At 35.9% G+C, this 14,459-nt stretch carries 17 protein-coding genes; 10 read left to right on the plus strand and 7 right to left on the minus strand.

What is annotated here, in order from left to right:
• The first annotated feature begins 35 nt into the window (after nucleotides 1–35).
• The 4 genes from PR795_RS08600 to PR795_RS08615 are packed head-to-tail and all read left to right on the plus strand — an operon-like array spanning nucleotide 36 to nucleotide 3,096.
• Complete coding sequence (locus PR795_RS08600; RefSeq protein WP_181480453.1) at nucleotides 36–764, plus strand: fimbria/pilus periplasmic chaperone; 729 nt, start codon at nucleotides 36–38, stop codon at nucleotides 762–764.
• 35 nt (nucleotides 765–799) lie between these two features.
• The gene (locus PR795_RS08605; protein WP_181480454.1) at nucleotides 800–1,426 is read left to right on the plus strand and encodes a fimbrial protein; all 627 of its coding nucleotides are present in this window, start codon (nucleotides 800–802) and stop codon (nucleotides 1,424–1,426) included.
• A gap of 1 nt (nucleotide 1,427) precedes the next feature.
• A complete protein-coding gene (locus tag PR795_RS08610; protein ID WP_232373746.1) occupies nucleotides 1,428–1,973 on the plus strand; it encodes a fimbrial protein in 546 nt (181 codons plus the stop codon).
• The gene (locus PR795_RS08615; RefSeq protein ID WP_181480455.1) at nucleotides 1,960–3,096 is read left to right on the plus strand and encodes a hypothetical protein; all 1,137 of its coding nucleotides are present in this window, start codon (nucleotides 1,960–1,962) and stop codon (nucleotides 3,094–3,096) included. Before PR795_RS08610 ends, PR795_RS08615 begins: the two co-directional genes overlap by 14 nt.
• Here PR795_RS08615 and PR795_RS08620 read toward each other — a convergent pair.
• From PR795_RS08620 to PR795_RS08630, 3 genes are all read right to left on the minus strand, one after another.
• A complete protein-coding gene (locus tag PR795_RS08620; RefSeq protein WP_181480456.1) occupies nucleotides 3,067–3,372 on the minus strand; it encodes a hypothetical protein in 306 nt (101 codons plus the stop codon). The two genes, PR795_RS08615 and PR795_RS08620, sit on opposite strands and share 30 nt — an antisense overlap.
• A 629-nt stretch (nucleotides 3,373–4,001) precedes the next feature.
• Nucleotides 4,002–4,430, minus strand: a complete 429-nt coding sequence (locus PR795_RS18125) for an MrpH family fimbial adhesin (RefSeq protein ID WP_419179797.1) — start codon at nucleotides 4,428–4,430, stop codon at nucleotides 4,002–4,004.
• Nucleotides 4,431–4,662: 232 nt separating this feature from the next.
• The gene (locus tag PR795_RS08630; protein WP_006657463.1) at nucleotides 4,663–5,025 is read right to left on the minus strand and encodes a YibL family ribosome-associated protein; all 363 of its coding nucleotides are present in this window, start codon (nucleotides 5,023–5,025) and stop codon (nucleotides 4,663–4,665) included.
• 707 nt (nucleotides 5,026–5,732) lie between these two features.
• Here PR795_RS08630 and PR795_RS08635 point away from each other — a divergent pair.
• The 6 genes from PR795_RS08635 to PR795_RS08660 all read left to right on the plus strand — a co-directional run bounded on the left by PR795_RS08635 (nucleotide 5,733) and on the right by PR795_RS08660 (nucleotide 11,528).
• Nucleotides 5,733–6,071, plus strand: coding sequence for a helix-turn-helix domain-containing protein (locus PR795_RS08635; RefSeq protein WP_006663492.1), 339 nt, complete (start codon nucleotides 5,733–5,735; stop codon nucleotides 6,069–6,071).
• 47 nt (nucleotides 6,072–6,118) lie between these two features.
• Entirely contained in the window at nucleotides 6,119–6,652 is a 534-nt protein-coding gene (locus PR795_RS08640; RefSeq protein WP_181480458.1) for a fimbrial protein, read from the plus strand.
• Between the two features lie 139 nt (nucleotides 6,653–6,791).
• The gene (locus PR795_RS08645) at nucleotides 6,792–9,263 is read left to right on the plus strand and encodes an outer membrane usher protein (RefSeq protein ID WP_272516799.1); all 2,472 of its coding nucleotides are present in this window, start codon (nucleotides 6,792–6,794) and stop codon (nucleotides 9,261–9,263) included.
• Nucleotides 9,264–9,290: 27 nt separating this feature from the next.
• On the plus strand, nucleotides 9,291–10,019 hold the full coding sequence (locus PR795_RS08650; protein WP_036974254.1) for a fimbria/pilus periplasmic chaperone: 729 nt from the start codon (nucleotides 9,291–9,293) through the stop codon (nucleotides 10,017–10,019).
• A gap of 26 nt (nucleotides 10,020–10,045) precedes the next feature.
• Entirely contained in the window at nucleotides 10,046–10,954 is a 909-nt protein-coding gene (locus PR795_RS08655; RefSeq protein WP_232373749.1) for an MrpH family fimbial adhesin, read from the plus strand.
• Between the two features lie 55 nt (nucleotides 10,955–11,009).
• Nucleotides 11,010–11,528 carry a fimbrial protein gene (locus tag PR795_RS08660; protein ID WP_051459633.1) on the plus strand — a complete coding sequence of 173 codons (519 nt, stop codon included), beginning with the start codon at nucleotides 11,010–11,012 and terminating at the stop codon, nucleotides 11,526–11,528.
• 226 nt (nucleotides 11,529–11,754) lie between these two features.
• Here PR795_RS08660 and PR795_RS08665 read toward each other — a convergent pair whose 3' ends face one another.
• The 4 genes from PR795_RS08665 to PR795_RS08680 form a co-directional block, all read right to left on the minus strand.
• Nucleotides 11,755–12,771, minus strand: coding sequence for an MrpH family fimbial adhesin (locus PR795_RS08665; protein WP_036974252.1), 1,017 nt, complete (start codon nucleotides 12,769–12,771; stop codon nucleotides 11,755–11,757).
• A gap of 84 nt (nucleotides 12,772–12,855) precedes the next feature.
• Nucleotides 12,856–13,398 carry a fimbrial protein gene (locus PR795_RS08670; RefSeq protein ID WP_036974250.1) on the minus strand — a complete coding sequence of 181 codons (543 nt, stop codon included), beginning with the start codon at nucleotides 13,396–13,398 and terminating at the stop codon, nucleotides 12,856–12,858.
• Nucleotides 13,395–13,916 carry a fimbrial protein gene (locus tag PR795_RS08675; protein WP_036974248.1) on the minus strand — a complete coding sequence of 174 codons (522 nt, stop codon included), beginning with the start codon at nucleotides 13,914–13,916 and terminating at the stop codon, nucleotides 13,395–13,397. The genes PR795_RS08670 and PR795_RS08675 overlap by 4 nt, the downstream gene beginning before the upstream one ends.
• The gene (locus PR795_RS08680; protein WP_224063663.1) at nucleotides 13,916–14,452 is read right to left on the minus strand and encodes a fimbrial protein; all 537 of its coding nucleotides are present in this window, start codon (nucleotides 14,450–14,452) and stop codon (nucleotides 13,916–13,918) included. Before PR795_RS08680 ends, PR795_RS08675 begins: the two co-directional genes overlap by 1 nt.
• Nucleotides 14,453–14,459 lie beyond the last annotated feature (7 nt).

Here is a 14,459-nt window from a genome sequence, read left to right on the forward strand (position 1 = left end):
TTATGGTTATAAAAAATTTGTAAGGCTATGATGAAATGAATATTAAATTTAATTTACTAGTTATTATTTTGGGATTTATATCCCTAACTGAAATTTCGAATGCTGCAGTATCTATGGATAGAACTCGGATAATATTTGACGGTGAGAATAAATCGACCTCTTTAAATATCATTAATAATAATCAAAAGTCACCTTACCTTGCTCAAGGATGGATTGAAGACGAACATGGAAAAAAAATAACATCACCATTAGTTGTATTACCACCTGTGCAACGATTAGAGCCAGGAAAATCAAGTCAAATTAAAATTGAATCGTTGCCAGCAATAAGTAATATGCCACAGGATAGAGAATCGTTATTTTATTTTAATATGCGAGAAATTCCGCCAAAAAGCGATAAAGAAAATACATTACAAATTGCATTACAAACTAAAGTAAAATTGTTTTATCGCCCTGAGAAAATTGCTCCTGTCAAAAATAGTTCACCATGGCAAGAAAAATTAAAGCTAGAAAAAAAAGGCTCAGTTGTGTTTATTAAAAACCCAACACCTTATTATATTACGATTATTAATGCAGGAGCGAATAAAAATAGTGATCCGAAAAAATTCGCCCCCATTATGATAGCTCCATTTAGTGAAGAAAATCTTGGGATGACAGATAGCCAATTAGGAAATTCTCCAGTGATTACTTATATTAACGATTATGGTGGACGCCCCGAATTAACATTTAACTGCCAAAGTACAATTTGTTCTGTTGTAACAAATTAACGAATTAGCTACTTACGTTAAATGGAGACGTATTTATGAGGAATACACTAGCATATCGATTTCATCAATTTTTGTTAGTTTGTATAGTGTGTATTACAGGAGGAGAAGGCGCAATTGCAGCGGTTAATAGCAATATATTAAAACCATTAGATAGTTGGCAAATTGACGGTCAACATGGGGTTATCTATGTATCAGGCTCATTGACTGAGAACCCTTGTAGCTTAGCGATGATATCAAGTAATCAGTCAGTATCGCTAGGGAATATTTCTCGTGCTGAATTGAATAACTCTACCGGTTCTAGGAGTCCAGTCCCATTCCAAATAGAATTATTAGATTGTTTAGAGGTACATACTGAGTTAAAAGATATTCAAACAGGTAATCAAATATGGAGTAGTACACAACCTGGGGTCAAAGTGCGATTTATCGCTGTCGCAGTACCATCTTTTACAGATGTTATTAGTGTCAATGGTGCTCAGGGATTAGGATTACGGATAACTAATTCTGAAGGTCAAATTTTACCAATAGGAAAAAACAGTAAGCCGATGCTAATTGCTTCAGGGCAAAATATTTTAACCTATTATGTTAGTACTGTCAGAACATCAGGTGCGCTAATTGCTGGTTCTTTTTCAGCTTTAGTGGCTTTTGAAATGTTATATGATTAACATGAAAAGACAAAAAATGATGAGATTTTCGATTAATCGAAATAAAGTGCTTAAATTACTTGTAACCTACTCCCTTCCAATTATTTATTTATTTAACAATAGTGTGAGTTTGGCTGAAGTATTTACACTTAATTTAAAAATTGAGGTGGTTCAAAAAAGCTGCAATGTATATGGTGATTTAGGACCGAACCAACCGATTGAAGTTAAATTTGGAGAAATGAATCTGAATGGATTTACTTCTGCTCGATATAGGCAAGACATTAATTATCATTTAGATTGTGGTGATGCGTCTTCAAACAATCCAAATTTAAAATTAATATTTGAGAGTGATATAACCGATTTTGATCCTACTTTGGTGAAAACATCTAACTCTAATTTAGGTTTAAAAATATTTTTTGATAATCAGTTATTATCACCGAAAGAATACCGTGAGTTTAGTTATTCACAGAAACCCTTGTTGAGTGTGTTACCAGTCTTAAATACAGAAAATAAAATAGAGTTAGGGCCATTTACTTCAACAGGAGTATTAAAAATTGAATACCAATAGAGATTTAATCAATAGTTTATTAAAAATAGGAAATTTATTTTTAGGTAAATTTAAAATTTATAAAATACTATTTTCTTTCATGATGATTACAAATCCTAGCTATGCTGAATGGGTGACAATGAATCAGTGGCCTACAGTAACATCAACTACTTTTGGAAGCGTGGTGTCGAGAGGCTCAGTTATTGTTGATGGAGAAGGAGGGATACAGCAGGTTGCTAAATTCGGTACATATGGAACATATGATCTTTCTCATGTAAATAACCCGTATAAAGAATTTTCGATGTATCAGTATGAATCAGGGACTACTGCGTTAAGATATGGAGGCAGTGGTATAATATCATCAATATCTGGTGGTTCTAAATGCTATATTTACCCTATAGTTTTTGCAGGTGGAACCTTTGCAAGTGATATGACTGGAATGAAGTCATCTTCCTCTCCTTCGGGCTATGCATTAAGCTGGCTTGGTACAGAATCAGTCCATGTCGTGGAAAAACCATGTTCTACTCTTACAGTGGATAGTAACGAAATAAGTCTGTTTAATTCAATTGTAACTATTCCATCGTTTTATTTGGCTCGCAGCTGGGCAAGTTCATCTGCAGCTGATGAGTGGGCGCGTCTTTGGAGACCTTCTTCATATAATCTTCCTGTTTTTTCATATGGTTTCCCTGTAAAAATGGGATATGCGTTAATTGCTTGCACACAGCCTTGGACGAGTATAAGTGGGAGTCGTTCATACTGCAGTCAGACAAGTTTAAAATGGGGAGCTAGCTCCAATAATGGTGAAATTATTGTTGATCCTGTTCAGTGTTCTTTGTCAGGTGATACATTACTTGATTTTAAGAAGGTATCTCCTTCTGATTATCATAATGTCACAGCTAATTCCAATCTCAGCATATCCTGTACAAAAGAAGCCACAGTCAAGTTGACCGTTTTGGGGGATGGTAAAATTGATTTAGGGCCATTTAACGTAAAAATTGCATTTGATAATGATAGTTCAAGTGTGACAAAACTTGTAAATATGAACCTGGATACTAAAATTATGGGTACGATTTTATCTGCGAAAGAAAATATAGAGCCAGGCGTATATCAGAACTCAATTGTCATTGTCGCAAATATCGAGTGAATCGAGGCGTGTTGCAAATAATACTCTAAGTGAGAAATACTCAACGTTAGTGATTATCACTTTAGGAAAAGCGATGCCACCAAATAAAAATATTTTACACACGCCAGTGATATACTGACCGAGCACGGCATTTTGTGGTTCATCGCTAGACGATGATAGTGCCCAATCTAGTTTTCCTTGCTTAAAAGATAATACAAGTGGACGACCTTTTTCGGTGCAATAGACCTGCAATGCGAGCATCATTTCAGGTCTTATCGCAATCAAATCTTCAAGCATAATATTGACAAAGTCATTCCATCAAATTCTGTTTGAAATGTCTCATCAAGTGGCTTCCAGTTACGATCCATAACCTCATTAGTGCTGAGCAAAAATCGCGTTAGTTTATTATTCAAATAAATTAGAGATTAATAACAAACCATTTATTTGTCATGCTCATGATTATACGGAACTAGATATTGACAATAAGAGAATAATTTTAAATTTAGATATTGATATCATCAAGGAGGATAAGGGTAAATCTGAAATAATTTTCAATGGAATCATTAAAGATGGAAAGAAAAATTACATCATTTCGAGAAGAGTTTTTTTAATTAGCGAAGAAACGCAGTTTAATAACACTGGAAAATATTCGGTATTCAAAGAGGAGCTGTACTCAACCGATAATTTACCTAGCGAGCTATTTTATAAGTATGTATTTATTCGACTTTCTGATGCCTCATTTTATGTAAAAAGACAAAATATAAATGACAATTCATTTCTTATAAAAATATTAAATAGGCCTTACATTATATGTGTTGTGAAATAAAAATTTGAGCGTGATGATGTAAGCGTCAGGGATGTAACGGTATCAACCAAAATCCAGCTATTTTAAGCTGGATTCCCACATCCCTAAACAAAAAATACGACTAAATAAACGTGGCGATTAACCAAGCATTACCTTTATCGTCTCCAGGTTCTGCACCTGAGCCTGAAAGTTGACTTTCAATACGAATATTTTTGACTTTATCAATCGTCGTTTCAAAGGTTTTGCCTCGTTGATTTGTTTGCTCATCAACAAGCGAGACATCAGAGTAAATCGTATTATCGCCTGATTTTAGCGGGACGCATTTTTTTGGATCGCTGTCAGCGACATAATCTAATGTTAGTTTCACTTTAACGGATTGAGCGCGTTCACAAATGTAAGTAACGGTGCGTGTTTCTTTACTGTTGAACCCAAATGCATCCAGTGTTTTATGGTCAATATTTAAATTGTCAATATTGGAACGACAATTTGATGGGAAATTCTTAAGCAGATTGCCGGAACTCTGGATACCAATATTAAAAATGACATGAATTTAGTACTGCCACTGCAAAAAGAAAATCAGGTTTGGTAAACAGATAAGATTAACGTAATAGTATATCGAGGGTGGTCTGGGCCACCCGTAATTTTTACATCTATCTGTTGAATCCACAGTCAGAAGCAGATACAGCAAATGATTCACTAATGGCGGATAACTGTGAAAGGTGCAGTTAAAATCGCTTTGTATTCGTGGTTCATAACAGATTTTAGTTGCGGAGATTTTTTAGCTAAAAATCAGTCTTAGAAAAACCAGTCATATCATCTAATTCCATTTCTCGACCTAATGCCGTCATGGGATGGACAATTATCAGACCTCGTACAGATTTCTTCAGTTTGCCAAGATCAGCTTGTTCTTTCTTAGTGATAGCACGCTTGAATGGCATATCCATCAACTTTTGCGCTTCTTTGCTGAGTTTCTTACTACGTTTTTCTTTCTGGTGAGCAATTTCGGCTTCCAGTGTCGCTTTTTCTTTTTCAAGTTCAGCGTACTTTTCAGCTTGGGTCGACAGTTGCAGACTTGCCATCTGGTGACGAATAAGATCTAAGCGATCGCTCAGAAGTTTGATCTGTGTTTTTTCGATTTCTTTCATTATTAATTAACCGTGAATAAATTTCTTGTCAGCAAGTATACACCATTCTGTCTGGGAGGGTGAAAGGGATACAATGTGTCTCTATCTCTGACTCACATGGGGGGGACCACATGAAAATTGGATGTCGTAAAGTGAATAGTGGCATTGTCAGCATGCGCGGTAGGATGCTATTTATCATTTTTTTTAGCCCATTAGACCGACACGCTTTGTTTTTAAATCAATAAAACAATCCCTTCTTTTACTTATCTAGATTATTTTGCGCAAATCATACCCATAAAACGGGTTTTTTATATCCTGTTGATTATTAGTTATTTTATTGAGGTTTTGCTTGTTTTTAACACTTCCGATTACTCCATATGTGGGTTTTTTGAGTTGAAATTGCGATTTTTGTTACTGTATGTGAGTAGTTGTTAAAAAGGATTAATTTTAGATGAATGTATTATTTTTATTTGAATAATAGATTAAAAAACTAGTTAATTAATGTCAGATATTTATTTTTAAAAATGAATCAGAGGATTAGTTATATAATTAGCTGTTATGTAAGTGAAATAACCTAATTGTAAGAAATGTAAATATAATTATTTCTATGAAGTGTTATGTTTCTATTATTTGATATTTAAAAATAGCACTCTTATAATTTTAATCATTCAGCGAGAAATTAAATATTTCAATTAAATTTTTATTAATTTGAGATTTGAATTTTTATTATGAATAAAAATAAATTAAGTGCTTCTAAATATGAGGGGAGAGATAATTTATTATCTTTTTATTGTGGTTTGATTATAAGGAAAATACGCAAAGAAAATGGTATTTCTGCACATGAGTTAGCAAAAAAGATAAATATCTCACAGCAGCAAATGTCACGTTATGAGCTTGGAATAACTAAATTTAGTCTTGATATGTTATTTAATATTAGTGTGGCTCTTGATATACCTTTTGAGAGAATAATTAAATTCATCATTCTAGAATTACAGAAATCGCCTTCAGATGATGCGACTGAATTGAAAAACAAAATATCTGCATCTGATACTGTTTATTTTTATTAATTTATTTTAATAAATTATTTTATCTATGTTTATTACATGAGGATAATATGAAAAAAACTATTCTATCAACACTCATTTTTAGTGCAATGAGTACATCAGCTATGGCCGTTGATGCTGGTAGTGGGACTGTGATTTTTTCTGGTTCTATTATTGAAGCACCATGCTCAATTGCCCCTGGTGAGGAAAATCAAGAAGTTCCATTGGGTCAAGTGTCGAATATGACATTAGATAATGGTGGTGAATCATCCGCGCAACCATTCCAAATTAAATTAGAAGGTTGTAATCTAAAAGGTGATAACCAAGTCGCAGTCACTTTCAAAGGAACAGAAGCAGGAAAAAATACAGGCTATATACAAATTACGGGCGATGCAAGCGGTGCTGCAGTAAAGATAATGAATGCATCAGGTTCTCATATTAAAATTAACTCTAGTGCCAAACAGAACTATGTTGAAGGAAGTAATACGTTGAGGTTTCAAGCATCACTTATTGGCGTTCAGCAAGTTGATGCGCAGAGTAAAATTATTCCTGTAAAACCAGGGAAATTCCAAGCAATGACTAATTTTACGTTAGCATATAATTAAAAGTAGAAAATATTATTTCACCGCGAGTTAATGAAACTCGTGGTGTATAGATTAAAATGATTATTATCAATTAATAGAAACTCTAGCTTTTTTAACTCTATATGATGGGGTTTTTATTTTGTTGTCGCGAATTAATGAAATGAGATTAAAGTGGTTAACTGTATCCATTGGAATCACCATGAGTTGTATTTCGTTAGTCGTTAGCGCAAATAACCATGTTGAATTTAATACGGAAGCATTAGATTTAGAAGATAGAGATAATATCGATTTAAATCAGTTTTCGCGTGCGGGTTATATTATGCCAGGAGTTTATAACTTTGCATTGAAAGTCAATAATGAAAAAATATCTGATGTTGAAGTACCTTATTATGCAGATCAGCTGAATTCAGAAGAAAGCCAGCCTTGTCTATCCCCGAAATTGGTTAACCAGCTAGGTCTTACTGCTGAATCCCAGAAAAAAATCACATGGTGGCATAACGGACAATGCCTTAATGAGAATAGCCTACCTGGGGTATTGCTGCGCGGTGATTTAGCAACCTCATCGTTATATGTCAGTATTCCTCATGCCTATCTGGAATATACATCAGAAAATTGGGATCCACCTTCCCGTTGGGATAACGGAATATCGGCATTACTCATTGATTACTCACTGAATGCCAATACTGTGCGTGACTATAATCACGGCGGGGACTCTTCATCAGTAAATAGTCATGGTGTTGTGGGGATTAATTTAGGTGCTTGGCGGCATAGGGCGGATTGGCAGGGCAATTATGATCATACGGGAGGAAAGCAAGGGAGTGATCAAACTGATTTCACATGGAATCGTATTTATGCTTACCGAGCCTTGCCATCATTAAAGGCTAAACTCGCGTTGGGTGAGGATTATTTAACCTCAAATATTTTTGATGGTTTTCGATTCATTGGCGCAAGTCTGCAATCTGAATTAAACATGATCCCGCCAAATATGCGGGGGTATGCGCCTGAAATTACGGGGATAGCAAAAAGTAATGCAACAGTGATGATCATGCAGCAAGGACGCGTGTTATATGAAACACAAGTTGCTTCAGGACCTTTTCGAATTCAAAACTTAAGTGATGCTATTACAGGGACATTAAATGTCACGGTGAAAGAGCAAGATGGATCTATTCAAGAGTTTCAAGTTGATACAGCCAATTTGCCATACCTGACAAGACCAGGACAAATTCAATATAAGTTTGCGTTAGGGCAGCCAACAAATATGGACCATCGGCATGAAGGGGAAAAATTCATTATGGGCGAATTTTCCTGGGGTGTCAGCAATGGGTGGTCTTTAATTGGCGGTAGTTTGAATAGCCAAAAATATCATGCAGTATCAACGGGGATTGGTCGAGATTTATTCGCATTTGGTGCGCTTTCATTGGATATCACCCAATCATTTTCCCGTGTTTCTAATGAGGGGTTATTGAGTGGGAACTCATACCGTATTAACTATTCCAAACGTTTTGACGAGTTTAATAGCCAAATACAGTTTGCGGGTTATCGATTTTCAGACCGGCACTACATGAGCATGAGTGATTTCTTAAATACAGAAAAAACAGGAATTCGTAATGATGACAGTAAGGAGCTCTATACCCTATCAGTAAATAAAAATTTTAATGATATAGGCTTGTCATTGTATATAAATTATAACCATCAAGCTTATTGGAATAGAGACAATAATGATTATTACAGTTTAATGCTATCGAAATATATGGATATTGGCACAATAAAAAATATGAGTGCCAGCGTATCTGCAAATCGTAGTGGTTATAATGGAACTCAAGATGACAGCATTTATTTATCATTGTCTTTTCCATTAAATAATGGCGGCAATATCGGTTATTCAATGAATACAAGTCGATATGATACGACTAATCGAATTTTTTATTATGACCGTCTCAATGAGAAGACAAGCTACCAAGTTAGTGCGGAAACGAATCAAAATGGCGAAACAGCGAGCGCGTTTATTTCTCATCAAGGAGATAATGCGCGTTGGTCAATGAATGCGAGTCATATGAATAATCAATATAGCGCACTTGGTTTATCCGCTGCGGGAGGTTTCACCTTTACGGAAAAAGGGGCTGACATTCATCGAATGAATAATCTTGGTGGAGCTCGTTTATTGATTGATACGGACAGTGTTCCCAATATAGCGATTCGTGGGGCGGGTGTACCTATAAAGTCAAATCAATTTGGTAGTGCAGTGATTCCAGATATCAGTAGTTACTATCGCCATAAGGCTCAGATAGATTTAAATAAACTGCCTGATGATATTGATGTTCAACAGTCAGTGATTCAGGCAACTTTGACGGAAGGTGCTGTCGGATACCGTTCATTTTCGATTATTTCAGGTCAGAAAATGATGGCGATTATTGTTCTCAATGATGGATCTTACCCACCATTGGGCGCTCAGGTTTTCAATCATAAAAAGCAAAGCGTTGGGATTGTTGGTGACTTAGGCGCTACTTATATTCGCGGTGTGAATGCTTCAGAGGAAATGGAAGTTACATGGGGTAAAAATAGGTCATGTAAAATTACATTTCCTTCTGAACTAGCCATTCAAAATGATGTATTACTTCCTTGTAACTTGTGACGTTAAATTAATAGAGATGGTTTTGAAATGAAACTTAAAAGTATATTAATACTGGGTTTTTTGGGATCCTTAATGGTAAATGAAACGTCATCTGCGGCGATTTCCTTAGATAGAACAAGAGTTATATTTGATGGAGAAAATAAAGCGGTTTCTTTAAGCATTAATAATAATCACAAACAGCTTCCTTATCTTGCTCAAGGTTGGATTGAAAATGAAGAGGAGCAAAAAATTCAATCCCCTTTGATTGTACTACCGCCAGTGCAAAGATTAGAGCCAGAAAAAGCCAGTCAAATAAAAATTGAGTCTTTACCTAATATAAAGAATTTACCGCAGGATAGAGAGTCTTTATTCTATTTTAATTTGCGAGAGATTCCACCAAAGAGTGATAAGGAAAATATATTACAGATTACCTTGCAAACAAAGATAAAATTATTTTATCGACCAGAGTCAATCTCACCCCAAAAAAATAGCGCCCCATGGCAGGAAAAAATGCAACTTGAAAAAAGAGGGAATTTTATTTTTGCGAAAAACCCTACGCCATATTACATCACAATCATTAACGCTGGGGCGCATGGAAATACGGATGCAAAAGAATTTAATCCAATTATGGTTTCACCTTTTGGTGAATCAGAGATTGGAATCTCGGGGGAGCAGTTAGGTCAAAATCCAGTCATTACCTATATTAATGACTACGGTGGACGTCAAAAATTAAATTTTAATTGTAGTCATAAAGTCTGTTCTATCACAACACATTGATTAAATGAAAATATACAGGTGATAATGTGATTTCTAAAAATAAAAGCAGTCATTTTTTTAAAGTGACTGTATTTTTCGTATTATTTATAATTAGCCAAAAACTGTATGCCAACCCATTAAATCAAAATAGTATATATAGTCAAAGCGTATATCATCCACTTGTTAGCTCTGCATATAATATAAAACCAAGAACACTTTCTGCCTATTTTTTATATATTCCTGATGCTATCAAAAATAGTGATGTGAGGGAGTGTAATATTCGGGTAATTGTGAGAGCTAAGAGTGATACGTCAGCCCCCGGGTTGAGCATGGCAATTACTGGTAATTATATATTATACGGGTTTAGTCAAATCCCCAGACTAGGATTTCATAAGAGTTTGAATGTAACACGGCAATCTTCTCAACATTGTAATGACGTTTTACCTCAATTTGGCGTGACCTACGGAGATTTATTCGGTTACAACAACATCAATGTGTCTGATAACAAAGCATGGCGTGGAGGTGCGGCTGGCGTATGTCTTCAAATATTTGTTAATGAGGTTGATGTAGGAACAACGTGTTCTACCGATGTTGCAGAAATACCAACACTACCGTCTTGTAATGTATCACTCCCCTTATCGATATCTCATGGTGATGTGGATACAAATAATATAAATGGGCATGTTGCTAATATTAATGGGAATATCACATGTACTGGTGATATGAATGCCACATTTCAATTTATACCTCAAAATGAAATTGACTTATCTCTAGGCGTAAAAAGTAAATTGGATGTTTGTCTTTCAGGAAAATGTATGTCGAATAACTTAATTCAAGCAAAAATTCAAAAAAATACAAACTTAACATTTTCAGTAAATTCAACATTATCAGCGATGGGTAATCCGGAACCAGGTTCAAGAATTGGCAATGCAATTCTTTCTATCGTGATTAATTAATAGTGATTTCTTATTTAATACTTTTTTGGGTATTTATTTTGGAGTTTGAATAATTATGGTGTCTGATATTGAAAGAATAATAAAATGGTGTTTGTTTTTTTTAGCGTTCAATGTTTTTTTCTTTAATCATTTTTGTATTGCAGAAACCTATACGTTAGCGATTAAAGTCAATGTGATTGAAAGAACATGCGACGTGTATGGGGGAAATGGACCCGGTCATCCTATTGAGGTTTCATTTGGCGAGATAAATGTGAGCGAGTTTACGAATGAAAGATATACCAAAAATATTGCTTATTATTTTGATTGTGGCTCTAAATCGCCCAGTAATTCAAATTTTAAACTAAAATTTGAGAGTTCAAGTGCAGAATTTAATACTGATTTAGTCAGGACATCTAATGTAAATTTAGGTCTGAAAATTCAAGCGGACAATAAAATATTATCACCCGGAGAATATCGTAATTTCACGTACAATAAAAAACCATTACTTACCGTTTCGCCTGTTTTAAATACAGCCAAGAAGATTGATTTGGGTTTGTTTACTTCAACGGGTGTGTTGAAAATTGAATACCAATAGGTGGTTTTGTCATGACATCTAAAGTAAAGAAAAAATGAAAAACTAATCCCCTTTAAGGGGATTAGCGAAGTGATTAAAAATAATACTGATAATGTGATTTTTAATTGTATAAAACGAGTAGAAAATTATTGATCTTATACGGGTAAAACATCTTATAGTGGGTGCTAAAAATAATCTTGGTTCTTAGCTACCGACTAGTGGGAGCTCTGAAATAGACCAAGGATGACTAATAGAATGCACTAACAACAGTGACATAGGATGAATATTCTCCACCGCTAACATTCGAGCCTTTTAATGTAGATAAGAGCTTAACAACCCCATTTTTTCCACTCATTTTGATATTTTGCCCCCCACTACTTGGGCAAGAGGTACCAGAAAGAAAGCATAGTTCAGAGGTTAAACCATTTCCCATAGCGAGAGTTATGCCTGAACTATTAGGTGTTCCACCTAATAAAGAAAATGAAACTGTTGCTGATTTATTGCATTGATAATCTATTGAAATATCTTTTTTATTTCCATTAATCTCTTTTGAGTTTACAACACCATAATCTAAAGTTAGCGGGACATTGACATTACAAACTGCAGGCTCAGGTGGTACTGTTGAGATCGAGGAACCATTACATCCTATATTTTGGTTGTCAACATAGATACATAAGTTTGCAATGCCTGGATTACCTGTATACAGCTGCGTTTTGTAGTTCCAATTTGAGCCATACCCATATTTAGTCCCTAACTCCATCACAGCCTTACGGCAGTCACTAAATGTGGCTCTAAAGTCAGCAAGATAACTCCGGGAATTACCTGAAGTAATAGAGTTTGAGCTCTGGGTAAAACCAACTAGTCCACCATTTCCATAAAACTGCCCAAGCGAGGAACTAACCGTAATTCTGATCTCACAGGATGAGCTTTTATCGTAGACAGCCCCTGATTGAAAATCAGAAATCAAGGGATAACCTTGTCTAATTCCGCCATTTTTTATTCTATTGCACGCGGGCATATTTCCCCACGGTGCACCATATTGGGGGTAGGTTATGCACCAATTATTCAATTCATATGTAGACATTGAATAACAATAAACATTTCCAGCGTATTGCCCACAAGGCCAACCATTATATTCACTATTGTAAGGACCTGCTGCCCACATTTGTCCCTCAATACCATACAGTGAATTAGAGGAAATTGTTGTTGCAGAATAGGATAAAAATGATGTGAGAAATAATGAAAGAATAATTAATATTCTCATTGAGAGTTCCTTTAAAATCTATGATTAGATGATCTTTACTGACGTAAAACTGTTATTTTGATGTGTGGAGTAAAGATACAAACCTTATTCATATATCAATGAATAGGTCAGCGTTGCTGTAAAAAAACCAGGCGTGATCGACGCCATTGTCATCCCCTCAGCTGCCTGTAAATAAGCCCTTATTCTAATGTTCATATCACCATCAGTTATTGGTAAGACGGGCGTTACTTGGTAATTATTGATGGGTAATACCATACCACTCGGCGTTTCGAGACCCACTGTAATTCCACTAGCTTCACTATCTGCATCGACATTCAATAAACCATTGGCGGTTGTCGATGCGCCGCTAAATTTTACTGAGATGGTGTTTCCCAAGGATGTATCGCAGTCCATTAAATGAAATAGGATGTCTTCACGGCTGTATATGCGTTGCCCATTAGCTAAATCTTTCGCATTAATATTGCTCCCAAAATCGGCAGCGATATTTTCAGAGAGAGGGTCGACCGTACAAGGTAAGGCGATCAGTGTTCCACTGTATTGAATATCATTACTGTTCGCCGCCTGAGCGGTGAATGAACACAGTAAGAGACCCGTACTTACCAACATAAACTGCGTGATTTTTTTCATGGATAATTTATCTCCACGCTTGCGGTGGCTGTCATATCCCCCTCATATAATGTGACAGCAGGATCGGAGTCTCTTACGGGCACTGCAGACAGTGGTAGCATTGTTACGCCATTATCTGACATCGTAATGGCTAGACCGTTATTGATTGGCATGAGTTTTCCTTGATTGTATAGCCGGATCCCTAATCCTGATTGGTTCGCTTGTAGGGCATTTTCATCAAAGTCTGCTGGCATTCCTCTGTATTCGAGATACAACGCCACACTGTTGCCAAGTCCTATGCCGCAACTCAGTGTTAACGTAAAGTCTTGTTGGTAATTCACGCCATTAATTTTGTTAATTCCTATTTCTCCAAATGGTATTTTAATTGGCTGGTCTGGACCATCCGGGCCGCTCACGTCGCACGGCGGATTTTGAATTAAGTTCGCAGTAAAATTGACATCAATAGCTTGAGCATTCATGGATAACAGGCCGCTCAGAAAAATAATGACAACGGAGATCTTTGCTTGTTGTGCCATCATTATTGATACTCCACGCTCAATGTCGCTGATGCGCTCATCTGCCCGTCATTAATTCCGCCGACATCGCTGCCAATCGGGATCACGCTTAGAGCTGGTTTTGTCTGATAATGAAAGTTTTGCCAGGTTCCCAAATTCAAATTACCGTTGTTAGCCATTAATCGTAAACCTAGATTCTTATCGGATGTGGAGAGGACATTGGCCGCTTGCCCACTCATCCGTGGTCCATCAAATTTTAATTTCAAGGCGGGATTTTCATCGGCATTGTCACACCGTAATGAATAGTTAATGTCCGTTTTTTTATAACTACTGCCGTCAATCTTTTTGATAATCACGTCGCCTAGATCAACATTGATAGGTTGTCCTATGCCATCATTACCGTAGATATCGCAAGTCCTCTCAACGACTGTGATTTTGACGGTTAAAGAATGCGCCTCAGCGTTAGCTGCACTTGAAAATAACGTTGAGCTACACATCAAAAGGCTTATCGTCAGTATTTTAGTCTGCTGACATAACCATAAACGCCGTATCATTGTCATGGTCACT

Origin of the sequence: Providencia sp. PROV209 (assembly GCF_028479485.1) — a bacterium.
Taxonomy (GTDB): Bacteria; Pseudomonadota; Gammaproteobacteria; order Enterobacterales; family Enterobacteriaceae; genus Providencia; species Providencia alcalifaciens.

Coding starts and splice junctions, on each gene's coding strand:
- PR795_RS08600 (WP_181480453.1), top strand. CDS start 36: ATGAATATTAAATTTAATTTACTAGTTATTATTTTGGGATTTATATCC.
- PR795_RS08605 (WP_181480454.1), top strand. CDS start 800: ATGAGGAATACACTAGCATATCGATTTCATCAATTTTTGTTAGTTTGT.
- PR795_RS08610 (WP_232373746.1), top strand. CDS start 1,428: ATGAAAAGACAAAAAATGATGAGATTTTCGATTAATCGAAATAAAGTG.
- PR795_RS08620 (WP_181480456.1), bottom strand. CDS start 3,372: ATGCTTGAAGATTTGATTGCGATAAGACCTGAAATGATGCTCGCATTG.
- PR795_RS08630 (WP_006657463.1), bottom strand. CDS start 5,025: ATGAAAGAAATCGAAAAAACACAGATCAAACTTCTGAGCGATCGCTTA.
- PR795_RS08635 (WP_006663492.1), top strand. CDS start 5,733: ATGAATAAAAATAAATTAAGTGCTTCTAAATATGAGGGGAGAGATAAT.
- PR795_RS08640 (WP_181480458.1), top strand. CDS start 6,119: ATGAAAAAAACTATTCTATCAACACTCATTTTTAGTGCAATGAGTACA.
- PR795_RS08645 (WP_272516799.1), top strand. CDS start 6,792: ATGAGATTAAAGTGGTTAACTGTATCCATTGGAATCACCATGAGTTGT.
- PR795_RS08650 (WP_036974254.1), top strand. CDS start 9,291: ATGAAACTTAAAAGTATATTAATACTGGGTTTTTTGGGATCCTTAATG.
- PR795_RS08660 (WP_051459633.1), top strand. CDS start 11,010: ATGGTGTCTGATATTGAAAGAATAATAAAATGGTGTTTGTTTTTTTTA.
- PR795_RS08665 (WP_036974252.1), bottom strand. CDS start 12,771: ATGAGAATATTAATTATTCTTTCATTATTTCTCACATCATTTTTATCC.
- PR795_RS08670 (WP_036974250.1), bottom strand. CDS start 13,398: ATGAAAAAAATCACGCAGTTTATGTTGGTAAGTACGGGTCTCTTACTG.
- PR795_RS08675 (WP_036974248.1), bottom strand. CDS start 13,916: ATGATGGCACAACAAGCAAAGATCTCCGTTGTCATTATTTTTCTGAGC.
- PR795_RS08680 (WP_224063663.1), bottom strand. CDS start 14,452: ATGACAATGATACGGCGTTTATGGTTATGTCAGCAGACTAAAATACTG.